The sequence below is a fragment of the Ideonella sp. genome (assembly GCF_041914305.1).
In the GTDB taxonomy this organism is placed as follows: Bacteria; Pseudomonadota; Gammaproteobacteria; order Burkholderiales; family Burkholderiaceae_C; genus Ideonella.
This window is the reverse complement of the sequence record NZ_JAYSDQ010000003.1, coordinates 203,052-218,567: the sequence shown is the minus strand read 5'-3', so window position 1 is coordinate 218,567 and position 15,516 is coordinate 203,052. Positions and strand designations below refer to the sequence as shown.

The following is a 15,516-nucleotide window of genomic DNA, read 5'->3' as shown; positions in this document are numbered from 1 at the left end:
TACGTGACACGCGCTGACTACAATCGCCATTTGCTCGTAACAATCCCACGATGCCTCGCGCCGCCCCCTCCGCAGCACCGGCCGCTGACGCGCCCGTCAGCTACGAAGCCGCGCTGACGGAACTGGACACCCTGGTCCAGGCCATGGAGGGCGGTCAGCTGCCGTTGGACAAGCTGCTCGAGGGCTATCGCCGTGGCGCGGTGCTGCTCGATTTCTGCCGCGATCGCCTGGCCAGCGTCGAAACCCAAGTGAAGGTCCTGGAGGAAGGGCTGCAAAAGCCCTGGACGAACACATGAAACCAGAAGACTTTGATGACTGGGTGCGCTCGGAGCTGGCGGCCGTCGAAACCGCGCTGGACAGCCTGGTGCCGGCCGACCCACCGGCGGGCCTGGGCGACGCGATGCGCTACGCGGTGCTGGACGGCGGCAAGCGCCTGCGTCCGCTGCTGGTGCTGGCCGCCTGCGAGGCCGTCGACGGCCAGTCGGCCGCCGCGATGCGCGCCGCGGTCGCGGTGGAGCTGATCCATGCCTACTCGCTGGTGCACGACGACATGCCTTGCATGGACGACGACGCGCTGCGCCGCGGCAAGCCGACCGTGCACGTGAAATACGGCGAAGCCCAGGCCATGCTGGCCGGCGACGCGATGCAGGCGCTGGCGTTCGAGGTCTTGACGCCCGAACAAGGGGTGGCCCCGGCACTGCAGGCCAAGCTTGTCGGCCTGCTGGCCCGGGCCGCGGGCCACGAAGGCATGGCCGGCGGTCAGGCCATCGACCTCGCCAGCGTCGGCCAGCGGCTGGACGAAGCGGCGCTGCGCGACATGCACCGCCGCAAGACCGGCGCGCTGCTGCGAGCCAGCGTGCTGATGGGCGCCGCCTGCGGCGCCGTCACCTCCACGGCCTGGCAGGCGCTGGCAGACTACGGCGCCGCGATCGGCCTGGCCTTCCAGGTTGTCGACGACATCCTCGACGTGACGCAGGAATCCGAGACGCTCGGCAAGACCGCCGGCAAGGACCTGGAAAACAACAAGCCGACCTACGTCACCGTGCTGGGCATGGCCGCCGCGCGCCGCCATGCCGACGAGTTGCGCGAGCAGGCGCACGCTGCGCTGCAGCGCAGCGGCCTGGCCCGCACCCACCGCCTGGCCTGGCTGGCCGACAAAGTGGTCGACCGCCATCACTGAGAGGCCGAGAGTCTTTCGCCCATGCCCGCCTTGCACGCCAAAACGCCCCCACTCGTCGTTGCAAATGCTCGCCGTAGCCCGAGCTATGGCTGTGCCTTGCGTCTAGATCGTGGGCGTTTTGACGCGCCTTTCGGGCACGGCCGAAAAACTCTCAGCCTCTGACCCGACCGTGCCAACGCCGGATCGCGAGCAAGCCATGACCCAAGCCTTGTTGCAGACCATCCATACGCCGCAGGACATGCGCAAGCTCAGCCGCGCCCAGCTGAAGACGCTGGCCGGCGAGTTGCGCGATTTCCTGCTCGACAGCGTCAGCCGCACCGGCGGCCACCTGTCGTCGAACCTGGGCACGGTCGAGCTCACGGTGGCACTGCACCACGTGTTCAACACGCCATACGACCGGCTGGTGTGGGACGTGGGCCACCAGTCCTACCCGCACAAGATCCTGACCGGCCGCCGCGAGGCGATGGCGACACTGAAGCAACTGGGCGGCATCAGCGGGTTTCCGCGCCGCTGCGAGAGCGAATACGACACCTTCGGCGTCGGCCACTCGTCGACCTCGATCTCGGCCGCGCTCGGCATGGCGCACGCCGCCAAGCTCAAGGGCGAGAACCGCAAGGCGGTGGCGATCATCGGCGACGGCGCCTTGACCGGCGGCATGGCCTTCGAGGCGCTGAACCACGGCGGTTATGCCGGCGGCCATGGCCTGCCGGACATGCTGGTGATCCTGAACGACAACGACATGTCGATCAGCCCGCCGGTGGGGGCGCTGAACCGCTACCTGGCCCGCCTGATGAGCGGCAAGTTCTACGCCGCCGCACGCGAGGGCGCCAAGAGCGTGCTGAAGAACACCCCGCTGTACGAATTCGCTAAGCGCTTCGAAGAGCACAGCAAGGGCATGGTCGTGCCGGGCACGATCTTCGAGGAGTTCGGCTTCAACTACGTCGGCCCGATCGACGGCCACGACCTCGATTCGCTGGTGCCCACGCTCGAGAACCTGCGCGACGCCAAGGGCCCGCAGTTCCTGCACGTGGTGACGAAGAAAGGCTACGGCTACAAGCTGGCCGAGTCCGATCCCGTCAACTACCACGGCCCGGGCAAGTTCGACCCGGCGGTCGGCCTGCAAAAGCCCACCACCGCGCCGAAAGCCACGTTCACCCAGGTCTTTGGCCAGTGGCTGTGCGACATGGCCGAGGCCGACGAGCGCTTGGTCGGCATCACGCCGGCGATGCGCGAAGGCTCGGGCATGGTCGAGTTCGAGAAGCGTTTCCCGAAGCGTTACCACGACGTGGGCATCGCCGAGCAGCACGCGGTCACCTTCGGTGCCGGCCTGGCCTGCGAGGGGCTGAAGCCGGTGGTCGCGATCTACTCGACCTTCCTGCAGCGTGGCTACGACCAGCTGATCCACGACGTCGCGATCCAGAACCTGCCGGTGATGTTCGCGCTCGACCGCGCCGGCATCGTCGGTGCCGACGGCGCCACCCACTGCGGGGCCTACGACATCGCCTATGTGCGCTGCGTGCCGAACATGGCGATGCTGACGCCGGCCGACGAGAACGAATGCCGCCAGGCGTTGACGACGGCGTTCAAGCACGAAGGCCCGGTCGCCGTGCGTTACCCGCGCGGCAGCGGCGCCGGCGTGGCGGTGCAGCCGAGCTTGACGACGCTGCCCTGGGGCAAGGGCGAGATCCGCCGTGAAGGCCGCCGCATCGCGATGCTGGCCTTCGGCACCATCCTGTACCCTACTCTCGCGGCCGCCGGCAAGCTGGACGCGACGGTCGCGAACATGCGCTTCGCCAAGCCGCTGGACACCGAGCTGGTGCTGCAACTGGCCCGCACGCACGAAGCGATCGTGACGATCGAAGAAGGCTGCCTGCCCGGCGGCGCCGGCAGCGCCGTGCTGGAGACGCTGGCCGCTGCCGGCCTGACCACCCCGGTGCTGCGCCTGGGCCTGCCCGACGAGTTCATCGAGCACGGTGACCCGGCCAAGCTGATGGCCCTGTGCGGGCTGGACGCTGCCGGCATCGAGCAGGCCGTGATCAAGCGTTTCGGCGCGCCGCTGTCGCTGGTGACACCGGCGGCCGCCTAGTTGGCTGGACCTAGCACGGATCGGCATTCACCCTGGCGACAGCACGCGCTGTCGAAAGCTGCGAAGCTACGCGGCTGATTCCCCGCTGTTTCCCCATGAATCACCCGACCGAAGCGCTGCACATCCCCGACACCCAGAGCGAACGCGACGAGCGCCACCTGGCGATCCAGCGTGTCGGCGTGAAAGACGTGCGCTACCCGCTGACGCTGAAGGTGGCCGGTGCCGAGCAAAGTACTGCCGCGTTGTGGAACCTCGACGTCGCGCTGCCCGCCGACAAGAAGGGCACCCACATGTCGCGCTTTGTCGCCTGGCTCGACGGCCAGGACAAGGCGCTGGACGCGGCCGAGTTGTCGCGTGAGCTGGCGCTGATGCTCGACAAGCTCCACGCCACCGAGGGCCGCATCGAGGCCAAGTTCTCGTTCTTCATCCGCAAGCGTGCACCGGTGTCTGGTCTGCAGAGCCTGCTGGACTATGCCGGCGCGCTCGTCGCCGAAAAGCGCAACGGCAAGACCTCGGTCTGGGCCGAGGTGGGCGTGCCGGTGAAAAGTCTGTGCCCCTGCTCGAAGGAGATCTCGGACTACGGCGCCCACAACCAGCGCTCGCTGGTCACGATCCGCGTTGAAGTGGCATCGCCCGACACGGCGCCGATCGAGTGGCATGAGCTGGTGCGCTTTGCCGAAGAGGCTGCGTCGAGCGAGATCTGGCCGATGCTCAAGCGGGCCGACGAAAAGTGGGTCACCGAGCGCGCCTACGAGAACCCCAAGTTCGTCGAGGACCTGGTGCGTGATGTGGCGCTGGCCTTGAACGCAGATTCGCGCATCGGCCGCTACGTGGTGGATGTCGAGAACTTCGAGTCGATTCACAACCACTCGGCTTGGGCGCGCATCGAGCGGGGTTGATCTCGGCTGGCGCGCGCCGAGCGTGGCGGGTGACCGCCTCCGCGAATGTCCCCCGTGGCCGGGCACAGCCCGGCCCCTCCTCCTAATATTTCGCTGCGGCAGTCACCCGCCCCACTCGGCCACCACCGGGGTCTGAATCGCACACGTCCGCAAAAGCGTGCCGGAACAGAGCCGCCCGCCGCCCTGATCTCGCTCCACCGCAACCACCTCAGCGGCCGTTCGACTTGAGACGCCGCCGCAAGAACTGCCCCGCCACGAAGATGTCTTTCTCGACCGCGCGGCGCACCCCCGCGCTGTCGTGGCGGGCCAGGGCCTTCACCAGGTCCTCGTGGGCGTCGTTCAGCACCGCAGCCGCGTCGGGCGTGTCGAAGAGTTGGTTCGAGATCGGGCCGGCCTTGAGCCACAGCGTGTCGATCAGCTCGAACAGCAGCGGTGAGCCCGCCGCCTTGTAGAGCATGACGTGGAAGTCTTCGTTGGCGGCCAGGTAGTCGCTGGGGTTGGCCTTGGCCAGCGCGCGCTCCATGCGCCGGCACAGGGCCGTCAGGTTCTTGGTGCCGGCAGCGTCAAGCCGCGCGGCGCCGCGCTCGGCAGCCTCGCCTTCGAGCAGCATGCGCATCTGCAGCAGGTCGTCGAACTCGGGCAGTGACAGCCTCGGCACGGTCACGCCGGCGTGCGGCACGTTGACCAGCGCGCCCTCGGCCGCCAGCCGCTGCAGCGCGGCGCGAACGGGCATCTGGCCCACCCCCATCTCGGCCGCCACCGTGCGGATCTTCAGCCGCTCGCCGGGCAGGAAGCGGCCGACGGTGATCCACTGGCGCAGCGTGGCGTAGATGCTGTCTTGCTGGGTCGTCAGCGGCGTGTCGGTGTCGGCGGTGGGCATCGCGGGCGTCGTCACGCGGTCAACGTGGCCAATGCGTCGTCGAACGCGGCCAGCAGCCGGTCGATGTCGGCATCGGTGGTGTCGGGGCAGACCAGCATCATGTTGTGGAAGGGCGTGATCATCACGCCGCGGTTCAGCAGAAACAGGTGCAGCGCCTGCTCCAGCGCATCGTCCATCGCCGCGCCGGCTTCGCTGCCGTTGCGTGGCGGCGTGGCGCAGAACTGGAACTCGCAGCGCGCACCCACCTGCGTCACGCACCAGGGCAGGCGATGGCGGGCGATCGCCGCGCGCAAGCCTTCGGCCAAGCGCGTGCAGCGCGCATGCAGCGTGGCGAACACGGCCGGCGTCATCAGCTCGGTCAGCGTCGCGCGCATCGCCGCCATGGCCAGCAGATTGGCGGTCAGGGTCGTGCCGATGCCTGAATGGCCCGGCGGTGCGGCGCGCTTGGCGGCCTCGGCCCGCGCCGCCAGCTCGGCGCTGAAGCCATAGGCTGCGCACGGCATGCCGCCGCCCAGCGGCTTGCCGACCACCACCGCATCGGGCACCAGGCCGTGGGCGCGCGCATAGCCGCCCGGGCCGCTGCTGATGGTGTGCGTTTCGTCCATCACCAGCAGGCTACCGTGGCGGTGAATGAGTTCGATCGCCCGCTCCCAGAACCCAGGCTCGGGCAGCACCATGCCGATGTTGGTCATCACCGGCTCGGCCAACACGCAGGCCACGTCGCCCGGGGCCAGCGCCGCCTCCAGCGCGGCCAGGTCGTTGAACTCGACGACACGGGTGGTGTGGGTCAGGTCGTGCACCTGGCCGAGCAGGCTGCCGCGCTGCTGCGGGCGGCCGTCGACCAGGTCGACGAACACGTCGTCGACGGTGCCGTGGTAGCAGCCGTTGAAGACCAGCAGCACCTGGCGCCCGGTGGCCGCGCGCAGCCAGCGCAGCACGAAGCGGTTGGCGTCGGTGGCGGTCATTGCGAACTGCCACTTCGGCAAGCCGAAGCGTTCGGCCAGCAAGGCCGAGACGACCGCCGCGTCTTCGTTGGCCAGCATCGTCGTCAGGCCGCGCCCGGCCTGGCGCTGCAATGCGGCGCTGACCGCCGGCGGCGAGTGGCCGAACATCGCGCCGGTGTCGCCGAGGCAGAAGTCGATGCGCTCGTGGCCGTCCGCATCGACCAGCCGCGCGCCCTGGGCCTGCGTTACCTGCAGCGGGAACGGCGTCGCCCAGTCGTTCATCCAGTGCAGCGGTACGCCGAACATCAGGTGCTCGGCCGCGCGTTCGGCCTGCGCGCGCGAGCGCGGGTTGGCGGCCTCGTAGCGGGCGCGCTCGGCCTGCGCCAGGTGGCGCACGCGGGCATCGGCCACGCCGGTGCGGGTAGGTGTCGTCGTCATCAGACCAGCAGCAGCAGGTGCTCGCGTTCCCACGAGCTGATCACCCGGTTGTAGGTGGCGTATTCGAGCTCCTTCACCGCGCAGAAGGCATCGACGAAGTGTGCGCCGAGCACCTCTTTCACGGCGTCGCAGGCGCGCATCGCCTCGATCGCGTCTTCCAGGTGGCGCGGCAGCTCGTGGCTCACGTTCCATGCGCTGTTGACCGTGGGCTCGCTGGGCTGCAGTTTGTCGCGCATGCCCAGCCAGCCGCAGGCCAGCGTGGCGGCCATCGCGAGGTAGGGGTTCACGTCGACACCCGGCACGCGGTTCTCGATGCGGCGCGATTCGGGGCCTGATTTGGGCACCCGCAACCCGCAGGTGCGGTTGTCGTGGCCCCAGCGCACGTTGATCGGTGCCGACATGAACGGCGCCAGCCGGCGATACGAATTCACATAGGGCGCGAACATCGGCATCAGCTGTGGGATGTAGGTCTGCAGCCCGGCCAGGTAGTGCATGAACAGCGCGCTGGCCGAACCGTCTTCATGGCTGAAGACATTGCGGTCGGTCTCGGCGCTCAGCAGGCTTTGGTGGATGTGCATCGCGCTGCCCGGCTCCTGCTCCATCGGCTTGGCCATGAAGGTGGCGAAGACACCGTGGCGCAGCGCCGTTTCGCGCACCGTGCGCTTGAACAGGAACACGCGGTCGGCCAGGTCCATCGGTTCGCCGTGGCTGAAGTTGATCTCCATCTGGCCCGGGCCGGCCTCGTGGATCAGCGTTTCGACGCCCAACTGGTGCACCTCGCAGAACTGCGACAGCTCGAGGAAGAACGGGTCGAAGTCGTTGACCGCGTCGATCGAGTAGCTCTGCCTGCCCACCTCGGGCTTGCCGGTGCGGCCCAGCGGCGGCTGCAGCGGCTCGTGCGGGTTCTGCTGGCGGGCGACGAGGTAGAACTCCATCTCGGGCGCGACGACCGGCTTCAGCCCCTGCTGCTCGTACAGCGCCAGCACCCGCCGCAACACGGCGCGTGGCGACAGCTCGACCGCGCGGCCGTCCCACTCGTGGCAATCGTGGATCACCACCGCCACCGGCTCGGCCGCCCAGGGCACCACGCGCACCGTGGCCGGGTCGGGCCGGCAGACCATGTCGGGGTCGGTGTCGCCGACGAAGGGGCCGTTGTCGGGCTGCTGGCCGTTGACGGTGTTCAGCAGCACGCTCTTCGGGATGCGCATCTCACCCGCGGCCAGGAACAGGTCGCGCGGCAGGATCTTGCCGCGGGCGATGCCGGTCATGTCGGGGATCACGCACTCCACCTCATGGATGCGGTGGCGCGCAAGGAATTCTTCGAGGCTGGCGTGGTTCATGCCCCCGATCTTAGCCAGTCTTGATGGATGTGATCACAAACCATCGTGTTTTCGTGGGTGATTAGGAATCGGTGGTGACAGTGTGATCACGTTGATGGCATGGTCGGCAAGCCACCGGATGATGTGCCGAAGCGTCACGGCCACCACTGCAACCGCCTCACGCATTAGCATCACGCCCCATGAGCATCCTCTTGCTGAACGGGCCGAACCTGAACCTGCTGGGCACGCGCGAGCCGCACATCTACGGCGCCGACACGCTGGCCGATGTGGAGCGCCGTTTCGTCGACGAGGCGGCTGCGCTCGGCCTGAAGGCGGCGTGCTTCCAGAGTAACCACGAGGGCGCGCTGATCGACCGCATCCACGCGGCGCGGCTGGATGGCACGCAGGCGATCGTCATCAACCCGGGCGGGTTGACCCACACCAGCGTGTCGTTGCGCGATGCGCTGGCCGGCGTGGCGCTGCCGGTGGTCGAGGTGCACATCAGCAACGTGCACAAGCGCGAAGAGTTCCGCCACCACTCGTTCATCTCGGCCGTTGCCGAGGGCGTCATCGCGGGGCTGGGCGTGATGGGCTACGGCGCCGCGCTGCGCTACCTCGCGGCCAGGCTGGCGGCCAAGCCCTGACCCGGTCTCGCCGGGCCGGCCGGCGTCAGTAGGGTAGGCGGAAGCGCTGGCCTTTGAAGCGCAGCACCGCGCTCTTGGGTTCGATGCGCTCGAGCACCAGCCCCGGGGCGGGCTGGCCGCCTTCTTTCACCACGTCGCCGTTGAGCATCACGAAGCGGCTGCCGGCGTCTTCGGAATAGACCGAGCCGGTCACCATCAGCTTCGGCAGTTGCTGGCGCAGCGAGCCGGGCAGTTCGGCCAGCAGCGGGATGGGTGCGGTGGCTGCCGCCTCGGTCGCGGGTGCCACGGCAGGTGCCGGCACGGGTGGGGCGGGCCGCGGCGCCGCTGGCTTGGCCTCGCGCACCGGCTTGGGCGCGCGCGGTGGTGGTGCCACGTAGGCGACCGGCGGTGGCGCAGGGGCGACGGTGGGTGTCGGCAAGGGCGCCGGCGCGATGGCCGGTGCGGCGGCGGTGGGCTCCGGCCCCGGGGCGGGGGCGAGAACAGGCGCGGGCGCCGGGGCTGCGGTCTGTGCCGGGGCCGGCGCAGCGGCCACCGCTGGCGTCGCGTCGGGTGCATTCAGCGGGGCAGGCAGCGGCGCGTGTGCGTCGGCGCCCATGCGCCACGCCAGTGCGGCCACCACCACCAAGGCCGTGCCGCCGCCGGCCGCCAGCGCCCAGCGCGGCAGGCCGTTGCCGCGGCCACTGGCGGGCGCGCTCTCGATGGATTGCGCATGCAGGCCCGGCACCTGGCCGCGCTCGCGTTCGGCGTCGGCCCGCTTCAGGGCGTCGAGGATGTAGGACATCGTGGGTGATCGGATTCGTCGAAAGAGGCGTCGGCGGCGTGGTCAGCGGCGCGCCGTGGCCACGGCGGCGGTCGTCGTGGCCGGCGGCAGCAGCCGGGGCTCGTCGACACCGGTGGCGCGGTTGAGCAGCATCACCGTCATCGGGCCGGCCACGCCATCGGGCGGCAGGCCTTGCGCGACCTGGAAGCTGGCCACCCGCGCCGTCAAGAGCTCGCTCGCCGGCTCGGCCGCACCACCGGGCCGGCGCTCGCCGCGCAGCGCCTGGCCCAGGCGCCCCATCAGCCAGGCGCTGGCCTCGGAGTTGGCGGTGGTCAGCGTGCCGGGCCCGGCGTAGCCCGGCGGCGCACGCCAGAAGGTGCCGAACTCGCCGCGCCAGGCGGCGCCCAGCGTGGCCAAGGGCACGGTCACGCTGGCCTTGCCGCGGCGCAGCGTCGCGGTGTCGGCCGTCAGCGTGGTCAGCAAGACGTGGAACGGGCGGTTGTCGCCGTCGCGCAGCACCAGCACGCCGGGCCGGTCGATCTGGCGCAGCAGGGCCAGGCTGCCGGGGCCCTTGAAACAGGGCAGGCCCTGACGCATCGCGCTGCCGCAGTAGTCGGCGCCGTTGCCCAGGTCGGCGCCCCATGCGGCGGCCAGCTCGCGCCAGGCGTCGGCCTCGCCGTGCAACTCGGCATTGAAAGTGGCGCGCAACTCGGCGGCGCTGAGCGTTGCAGGCTTGGCCGTGGGGGGCGTGACGGCGGGCGGGGCGGCTGCGGCGGTGGTGGGCGTTGGCGTGACGGCCGGTGCGCTGGCCACGGTCGCGCCCGGGGCACTGGCCGCGGCGCTGCGCAGCGTGCCGCTGGCTGCCGTGGCGCCCAGGGCCGCCGTCTTGACGGGGGGCGCGGCGGGCACGGTCGCGGCGGGCCGCATCACCCAGGTCCCCGCGGCTGCGATCGACACGCCGGCCAGCACGCCGCCGGCCCAGGGCGCGGCGCGGCGGGCCTGCGCCTGCCAGCCGGTCAATGCCGGTGAGACATGGCCACCGAACACCTCGGCCGCGGCGCGCTCGATCACCTCGACACCGATCTTGGCCTGGCCGGTCGCATAACCGCCCAGCAGGGCGCGGTCGCATAGCAGGTTCACCCGTCTGGGCACGCCGCGCGAGAGCTGGTGGATGCGTCTCAGCGCCGCCTTGTCGAACGGCGACGCGCCTTCGCCACCGGCCACGCCGAGCCGGTGCTGCACGTAGCGCTCGGTCTCGGCCTCGTCGAGCGCGCTCAGGTGGTAGCGCGCGATCACCCGCTGCGCCAACTGCTCCAGCTCGGGCCGGGCCAGCATGTCGCGCAGCTCGGGCTGGCCGATCAGGATGATCTGCAGCAGCTTGCGCTCGGCGGTCTCCAGGTTGGTCAGCAGGCGCAACTGCTCCAGCACGTCGGCCGACAGGTTCTGTGCCTCGTCGATGATCAGCACGTTGGTCTGGCCGACCGCATGCGTGCGCAGCAGGAACTCGTTGAGCGGGTCGATGAATTCCTTGATCGACCGCGGCGTGCCCTCGTGCGCAGGCGGCAGCGCCGGCAGCGGGATGCGGAACTCGTCGCACACCGTCTGCAGCAGCTCGGGCACCGTCAGCTTGGGGTTGAAGATGTAGGCGACGTTGCAGCGCGGCGGCACCTGCTCGAGAAAGCAGCGGCAGACGGTGGTCTTGCCGGCGCCGATCTCGCCGGTCAGCAGCACGAAGCCGCCACCGCCCTTGACGCCATACAGCAGGTGCGCCAGCGCCTCGCGGTGGCGCTCGCTCATGAACAGATAGCGCGGGTCCGGCGCGATCGAAAACGGCGGCTGTTTCAGGCCGAAGAACTTCGCGTACATGGGGCGGGAGGATACCCCGCGGTACGCGCGCGGGCCGCTCAGCGAGGCTTCGTCCAGGGCAGCATGGCGATGAGCACGCCGTCCTTGAGCACCAGGTGGTGGGCGAGGGCGGCCACGGCGTGCAGGCCGGCGAGCCACATGATGGCGTCACCCAGCAGCTGGTGCACCTCGCCCCAGTCGGCCAGCCCGGCGATGGTGGACTCGGCGATGGCCGGCATGTGGTCTACCCGCAGCCCGCCCAGCAAGGTCAGCGGATGATCCTCGCCGCCCAGGGCCAGCACCGCCGTGACGGGAAGGGCGACGAGCAGCGCCCACAGGGCGACGTGCGCCAGCCGGGCCGCCAGCCGCATCCAGCCGGCCATCTGGATCTGCGGCGGGGCCGGGCGCAGCGCCAGCCAGACCAGGCGGAACAGCGTCAAGGCCAGCACCAGCATGCCCAGGGATTCATGCCAGACGATGTCGCTGCGCGTGGCGGGGTCGACCCCTTGGTGCATCAGGCGGCCGAAGCGCTCTGGCCCAAGGATGAAGGCGATGGTCACGACCACCGCCGTCGCCCAATGGAGGATCTGGCTGACAGTGTCGTAGCGGGCGTTCTGGTTCATGCGTCTTGACCCTGGTTGATGCCCCGATTTTGCGCCCACCCTGGCGCCGGCCCCGGGCGCTCAGTCTTCGACGCGGAAGCCCACCTTCAGCGTGACCTGGAAGTGCTCGATCTTGTTGTTGGCCACGTGGCCGCGGGTCTCCAGCACCTCGAACCAGTCGATCCGGCGGATGGTCTTGGCGGCAGTCTCGATCGCGTTGCGGATCGCGTCGTCGCTGCCGGTGGTGGAGGTGCCGACGATCTCGACCAGCTTGTAGACGTGGTTGGCCATCGCTTGCTCCTTCACATCGTCGGGTCGGTCTGGATGATGCCGATCGCCGCGCCGAGCGGGTCGCCGAAGATCGCGATGCGGCCGACGGTGGGGATGTCGGTCGGCGCCATCGCGGTGAAGCCCGAGCCCAGCTTCTGCGCCTTGGCGAAGGTGGCGTCGCAATCGTCCACGCGCACATAGGGCAGCCACATCGTCGGCATCGGCTGCTTGGGCTGGAACAGGCCCGCGCGGCCCTTGTCGCCCGCCGTGTTGAGGATGTAGTAGGCGCCTTGTTCACCCATGTCCATCGTGCTGTGGGTGTAGCCGAAGGCCTTCTCGTAGAACGCCAGGGCCTTCTTCGCATCGCTCGTCGACAGCTCGTTCCAGACGAAGCTGCCGGCCGGCACGTCGGCATCGGGCTCGTCGCCGTTGGCGCTGGTCCACAGGCAGAAGGCTGCGCCGGTCGGGTCGACCAGGCCGGCGCCGCGGCCCACCGGCGCGAAGTCGGTGGGTGGCATCACCACCTTGGCGCCGGCGGCGCTGGCGGCCTTCACACCGTCGTCGACGTTGTCGACCGACATGTAGCTGATCCAGTGGTTGGGCGTGCCGGCATCGGCGGTGCGCAGGCCGCCGATGCCCTGGTTGCCGTTCATCAGCATGTGGTAGGTCTGGCCGCCCATCGGCATCGCCTCGGCGTGCCAGCCGAACAGCGGCTCGTAGAACGCGCGGGCCTTGGCCAGGTCGTTCGCCACATGCTCGAACCAGATGAACTTGCCGGGCAGGTGCGGGGTCTTGGTGTTCGGGTCCATCGTGGGGTCCTTTCCTTGTCGGCGCGGGTGGCGCGGTTGGTGGTGGAAGGGGTATGTGGGTCAGGCGGTGGTCGCAATGAAGCTAGGGCGCTGGCGGATCACGCCCTGGGCCCGGCGGATGTTCGGCATGTCGGTCAACAAGCGCTTGCCTTCGGGCATCTGCTCCAGGTAGTGCAGGACCGGCGCGACGAACAGGTCGGCAAACGACAGGCTTTCGCCGGCGATGAAGTCGCCGCGCTCGTAGACCTTCTCCAGCGCGGCCAGCTGCGCCGGCATCTCGCTGACGGCCTGGTCGATCACCCGGCGATCGGGCTGGCCGCCTTCGCCTGTCGGGAAGATGTACTGCGTCACGTAGCGTCTGACCATCGTGTCGTACAGGTAGCAGTTGACGGCGCTGACCCATTGGTCGCACTGCACCCGGTCGCTGATGCGGCCGGGCGTGAGCAACGGGCCGTCGCCGAACGATTCATCGACGAAACGCAGGATCGCGACTGTCTCCCAGATCGCGGCCTTGCCGTCCAGCAGGGCCGGCATGCGGCCGAACGGGTGCACGGCCAGCAACTCGGGCGAATGCGCAGCGACGGGTTTGAGTGTGACCGCCACGCCCTTTTCCGCAAAGCCCATGCGCGCGGTGCGCACATACGGGCTGCGCGCATCGCCCAGCAGCGTGAGCGTGCCGGCCGTGCCTTGCTGGTCGACCAGGTCGTTGAGCTTGTTGAAGCACGAATCCCAACCGTGGCGGTGGTTGCCACGCTCCATCGCATTGCGGAAGCCGCTGTGGCGCATGCGCATCTCGGTGCCGCCATCGCGGGCGATCAGGTCGACCTCGATCACGGTCTGCAGGCCCGCGAGCGGCGACTGCTCGCCCTCCCATGCCCAGGTGTAGGTCAGCCGGCCCGGCGGATCGAGCTCGACGAACTGGCCGCCGACCGCGAACTGGCGGCCCTCACGCGAGCGCATCTGCAGATGGTAGGCACCGCCGACCCGCACATCGGCGCTCACCTGCACCGCCATGCCGCGCGGGCACTGCCAGGCGGCCATCAACTCCGGCTGCACGAAGGCGGCGTAGACCTTCTCGCGCGGCGCGCGGAAGAAGCGGGTCATCGTCAGCTCGAAGGTCTCGGTCGGGGCATTCATCGCGGCTTCCTTTTCAGCGGGGCATGGGTGCGCGGGGCGCGGGTGGAGGGGCGGCGCGGGCGGGTGGGCGCCTGCGCAGGTTCGGGGGCAGGGTGGGGCGCTTCAAGAAGCTCGGCCAGCCGGTCGAGGCTGGCCTCCCAATAGCGGCGGTACTGCGCCAGCCAGTCGTGCGCACCTTGCAAGCCCTCGGGCCGCAGGTGGCAGATGCGCCAGCGCGCGTCGACCTGGCGCTCGATCAGGCCCGCCTGCTCGAGCACGCGCAGGTGGCGCGACACGGCAGGCGCCGAGATCGCAAAAGGCTGCGCGAGATCGCCGACGTGCGTGTGGCCCTGCGCCAGCCGCGCCAGGATGGCGCGGCGCGTCGGGTCGGCCAGTGCGGCGAAGGCGGAACTCAGCGGGTCGGCGGCGGGTGGCATGGTTTCATTTAATGATTTGGTTAAATGAAAGTCAAGCGACGCTCGCGATCGGCGCGGCGGTCGCGCGTTGATGACAAACGATGACAGCGCCGGCGGCTGCGTCACCGATTGCCATGACCCGTGACACCTCGCCCGGTCGAAGCGGCCCACAGTGTGGTCACCCGAACCAGCCCCGAACGGAGCACCGATGATCGACACCCGCTTTGACAAGATCCTGCTGCTGGCCTTGGCCGCCACGGCCGCCTGCGGCGCGGCCCGTGCCGGCCAGCGCGAGCCGACGATGGCCGAGCGCATCGCGGCTGCGCACAGCACGGCCGAGAACAACGCCTTGTGCCAGGCCGTCCGGCCGTTCTACTGGTCGGTGGGCGACGCCACCGGCCCACGCACCGATGGCCGCGTCGGCCTGATGGCGCCCGGCGCCCACACGATGATGTCGATCGCTTCTGCCTCGAAGCTGATCGACGGCGCCTACGTGGTCGAGCAGCTCGGCGTGCGGCTGACCGACGACGAGGTGAGCTACCTCAACTTCACCAGCGGCTACACCGAGTTCGACCGCTGCCTGAAAGACCAGACGGTGGCCGAGTGCCAGTCGTACCAGAGCCGGCGCATCCACAACGGTGGCTACGTGCCCGAGAACAAGGGCCGCTTCTACTACAGCGGCGGCCACATGCAGAAGCAGGCCACGCTGGTCGGCCTGGGCCCGGACGACAACACCGCGCTGGCCGCGCACATCAACGCCGGCTTGGGCGGCACCGCGTTCCAGTACACCCAGCCGCAGCTGGCCGGTGGTGTGAAGACGAATGCCGCCGAGTACGGGCGCTTCCTGCAGCACATCGTCGACGGCCAGCTGAAGATCCGTGCGCTGCTTGGCACCCATGCCGTGTGCACCAACCCGGCCACCTGCCCGACGGCGGTCTACAGCCCGATCCCGTCGGACGAGAGCTGGCACTACTCGGTCGGCCACTGGGTCGAAGACGATCCCGTGGTGGGCGACGGCGCGTTCAGCAGCCCCGGCGCCTTCGGCTTCTACCCGTGGATCGACGCCGGCAAGCGTTGGTGGGGCGTGCTGGCCCGAGAAAGCATCGTCAATCTCGGCCGGGCCGACAAGACCGCGACGCCGGCGGCCGAATCGCTGTACTGCGGGCGCCAGATCCGCGCGGCCTGGTTGAGCGGGCAGCCGCGCTGACCGATCGGGCGGCGAGACCTCCGCACCGAAGCTGACGGCCAACATCGGGGGGCGACTACCATCGGGCGATGCCTGATTGCCACTGCCTGCGCCGCCCCCGC

General features: G+C 69.7%; 16 protein-coding genes. 6 read left to right on the top strand and 10 right to left on the bottom strand.

Annotated elements, in window-relative coordinates:
* The first annotated feature begins 50 nt into the window (after window positions 1-50).
* The 4 genes from xseB (at window position 51) to folE2 (ending at window position 4,165) form a co-directional block, all read left to right on the top strand.
* Window positions 51-296 carry an exodeoxyribonuclease VII small subunit gene (gene xseB / locus ACE3SG_RS05685; RefSeq protein WP_374563036.1) on the top strand — a complete coding sequence of 82 codons (246 nt, stop codon included), beginning with the start codon at window positions 51-53 and terminating at the stop codon, window positions 294-296.
* The gene (locus ACE3SG_RS05680; RefSeq protein WP_374563035.1) at window positions 293-1,180 is read left to right on the top strand and encodes a polyprenyl synthetase family protein; all 888 of its coding nucleotides are present in this window, start codon (window positions 293-295) and stop codon (window positions 1,178-1,180) included. The genes xseB and ACE3SG_RS05680 overlap by 4 nt, the downstream gene beginning before the upstream one ends.
* Window positions 1,181-1,376: 196 nt before the next feature.
* Window positions 1,377-3,266 (top strand): 1-deoxy-D-xylulose-5-phosphate synthase, encoded by a 1,890-nt coding sequence (gene dxs, locus ACE3SG_RS05675; protein ID WP_374563034.1) that lies wholly within the window; start codon window positions 1,377-1,379, stop codon window positions 3,264-3,266.
* Window positions 3,267-3,361: 95 nt separating this feature from the next.
* The gene (folE2, locus tag ACE3SG_RS05670; protein WP_374563033.1) at window positions 3,362-4,165 is read left to right on the top strand and encodes a GTP cyclohydrolase FolE2; all 804 of its coding nucleotides are present in this window, start codon (window positions 3,362-3,364) and stop codon (window positions 4,163-4,165) included.
* A gap of 208 nt (window positions 4,166-4,373) precedes the next feature.
* Here folE2 and ACE3SG_RS05665 read toward each other — a convergent pair whose 3' ends face one another.
* The 3 genes from ACE3SG_RS05665 to ACE3SG_RS05655 are packed head-to-tail and all read right to left on the bottom strand — an operon-like array spanning window position 4,374 to window position 7,767.
* Entirely contained in the window at window positions 4,374-5,045 is a 672-nt protein-coding gene (locus ACE3SG_RS05665; RefSeq protein WP_374563032.1) for a GntR family transcriptional regulator, read from the bottom strand.
* 11 nt (window positions 5,046-5,056) lie between these two features.
* On the bottom strand, window positions 5,057-6,427 hold the full coding sequence (locus ACE3SG_RS05660) for an aspartate aminotransferase family protein (protein ID WP_374563031.1): 1,371 nt from the start codon (window positions 6,425-6,427) through the stop codon (window positions 5,057-5,059).
* Window positions 6,427-7,767, bottom strand: coding sequence for a glutamine synthetase family protein (locus ACE3SG_RS05655; protein ID WP_374563030.1), 1,341 nt, complete (start codon window positions 7,765-7,767; stop codon window positions 6,427-6,429). The genes ACE3SG_RS05660 and ACE3SG_RS05655 overlap by 1 nt, the downstream gene beginning before the upstream one ends.
* A gap of 179 nt (window positions 7,768-7,946) precedes the next feature.
* Here ACE3SG_RS05655 and aroQ point away from each other — a divergent pair, with 179 nt between their 5' ends.
* Complete coding sequence (aroQ, locus tag ACE3SG_RS05650) at window positions 7,947-8,390, top strand: type II 3-dehydroquinate dehydratase (RefSeq protein WP_374563029.1); 444 nt, start codon at window positions 7,947-7,949, stop codon at window positions 8,388-8,390.
* Between the two features lie 25 nt (window positions 8,391-8,415).
* Here aroQ and ACE3SG_RS05645 read toward each other — a convergent pair whose 3' ends face one another.
* The 7 genes from ACE3SG_RS05645 to ACE3SG_RS05615 are packed head-to-tail and all read right to left on the bottom strand — an operon-like array spanning window position 8,416 to window position 14,229.
* The gene (locus ACE3SG_RS05645; RefSeq protein WP_374563028.1) at window positions 8,416-9,171 is read right to left on the bottom strand and encodes a general secretion pathway protein GspB; all 756 of its coding nucleotides are present in this window, start codon (window positions 9,169-9,171) and stop codon (window positions 8,416-8,418) included.
* A gap of 42 nt (window positions 9,172-9,213) precedes the next feature.
* Window positions 9,214-11,016 (bottom strand): ExeA family protein, encoded by a 1,803-nt coding sequence (locus ACE3SG_RS05640; RefSeq protein ID WP_374563027.1) that lies wholly within the window; start codon window positions 11,014-11,016, stop codon window positions 9,214-9,216.
* Window positions 11,017-11,054: 38 nt separating this feature from the next.
* Window positions 11,055-11,618: a cytochrome b gene (locus ACE3SG_RS05635; protein WP_374563026.1), complete on the bottom strand. Its 564-nt coding sequence runs from the start codon at window positions 11,616-11,618 to the stop codon at window positions 11,055-11,057.
* A gap of 60 nt (window positions 11,619-11,678) precedes the next feature.
* Window positions 11,679-11,888, bottom strand: coding sequence for a dodecin (locus ACE3SG_RS05630; RefSeq protein ID WP_374563025.1), 210 nt, complete (start codon window positions 11,886-11,888; stop codon window positions 11,679-11,681).
* A gap of 11 nt (window positions 11,889-11,899) precedes the next feature.
* Window positions 11,900-12,676, bottom strand: a complete 777-nt coding sequence (locus ACE3SG_RS05625) for a VOC family protein (RefSeq protein WP_374563024.1) — start codon at window positions 12,674-12,676, stop codon at window positions 11,900-11,902.
* A gap of 60 nt (window positions 12,677-12,736) precedes the next feature.
* On the bottom strand, window positions 12,737-13,813 hold the full coding sequence (locus tag ACE3SG_RS05620; protein ID WP_374563023.1) for an SRPBCC domain-containing protein: 1,077 nt from the start codon (window positions 13,811-13,813) through the stop codon (window positions 12,737-12,739).
* A complete protein-coding gene (locus ACE3SG_RS05615) occupies window positions 13,810-14,229 on the bottom strand; it encodes an ArsR/SmtB family transcription factor (protein ID WP_374563022.1) in 420 nt (139 codons plus the stop codon). The genes ACE3SG_RS05620 and ACE3SG_RS05615 overlap by 4 nt, the downstream gene beginning before the upstream one ends.
* 187 nt (window positions 14,230-14,416) lie before the next feature.
* Here ACE3SG_RS05615 and ACE3SG_RS05610 point away from each other — a divergent pair, with 187 nt between their 5' ends.
* A complete protein-coding gene (locus tag ACE3SG_RS05610) occupies window positions 14,417-15,415 on the top strand; it encodes a hypothetical protein (protein WP_374563021.1) in 999 nt (332 codons plus the stop codon).
* The last annotated feature ends 101 nt before the right edge of the window (window positions 15,416-15,516 follow it).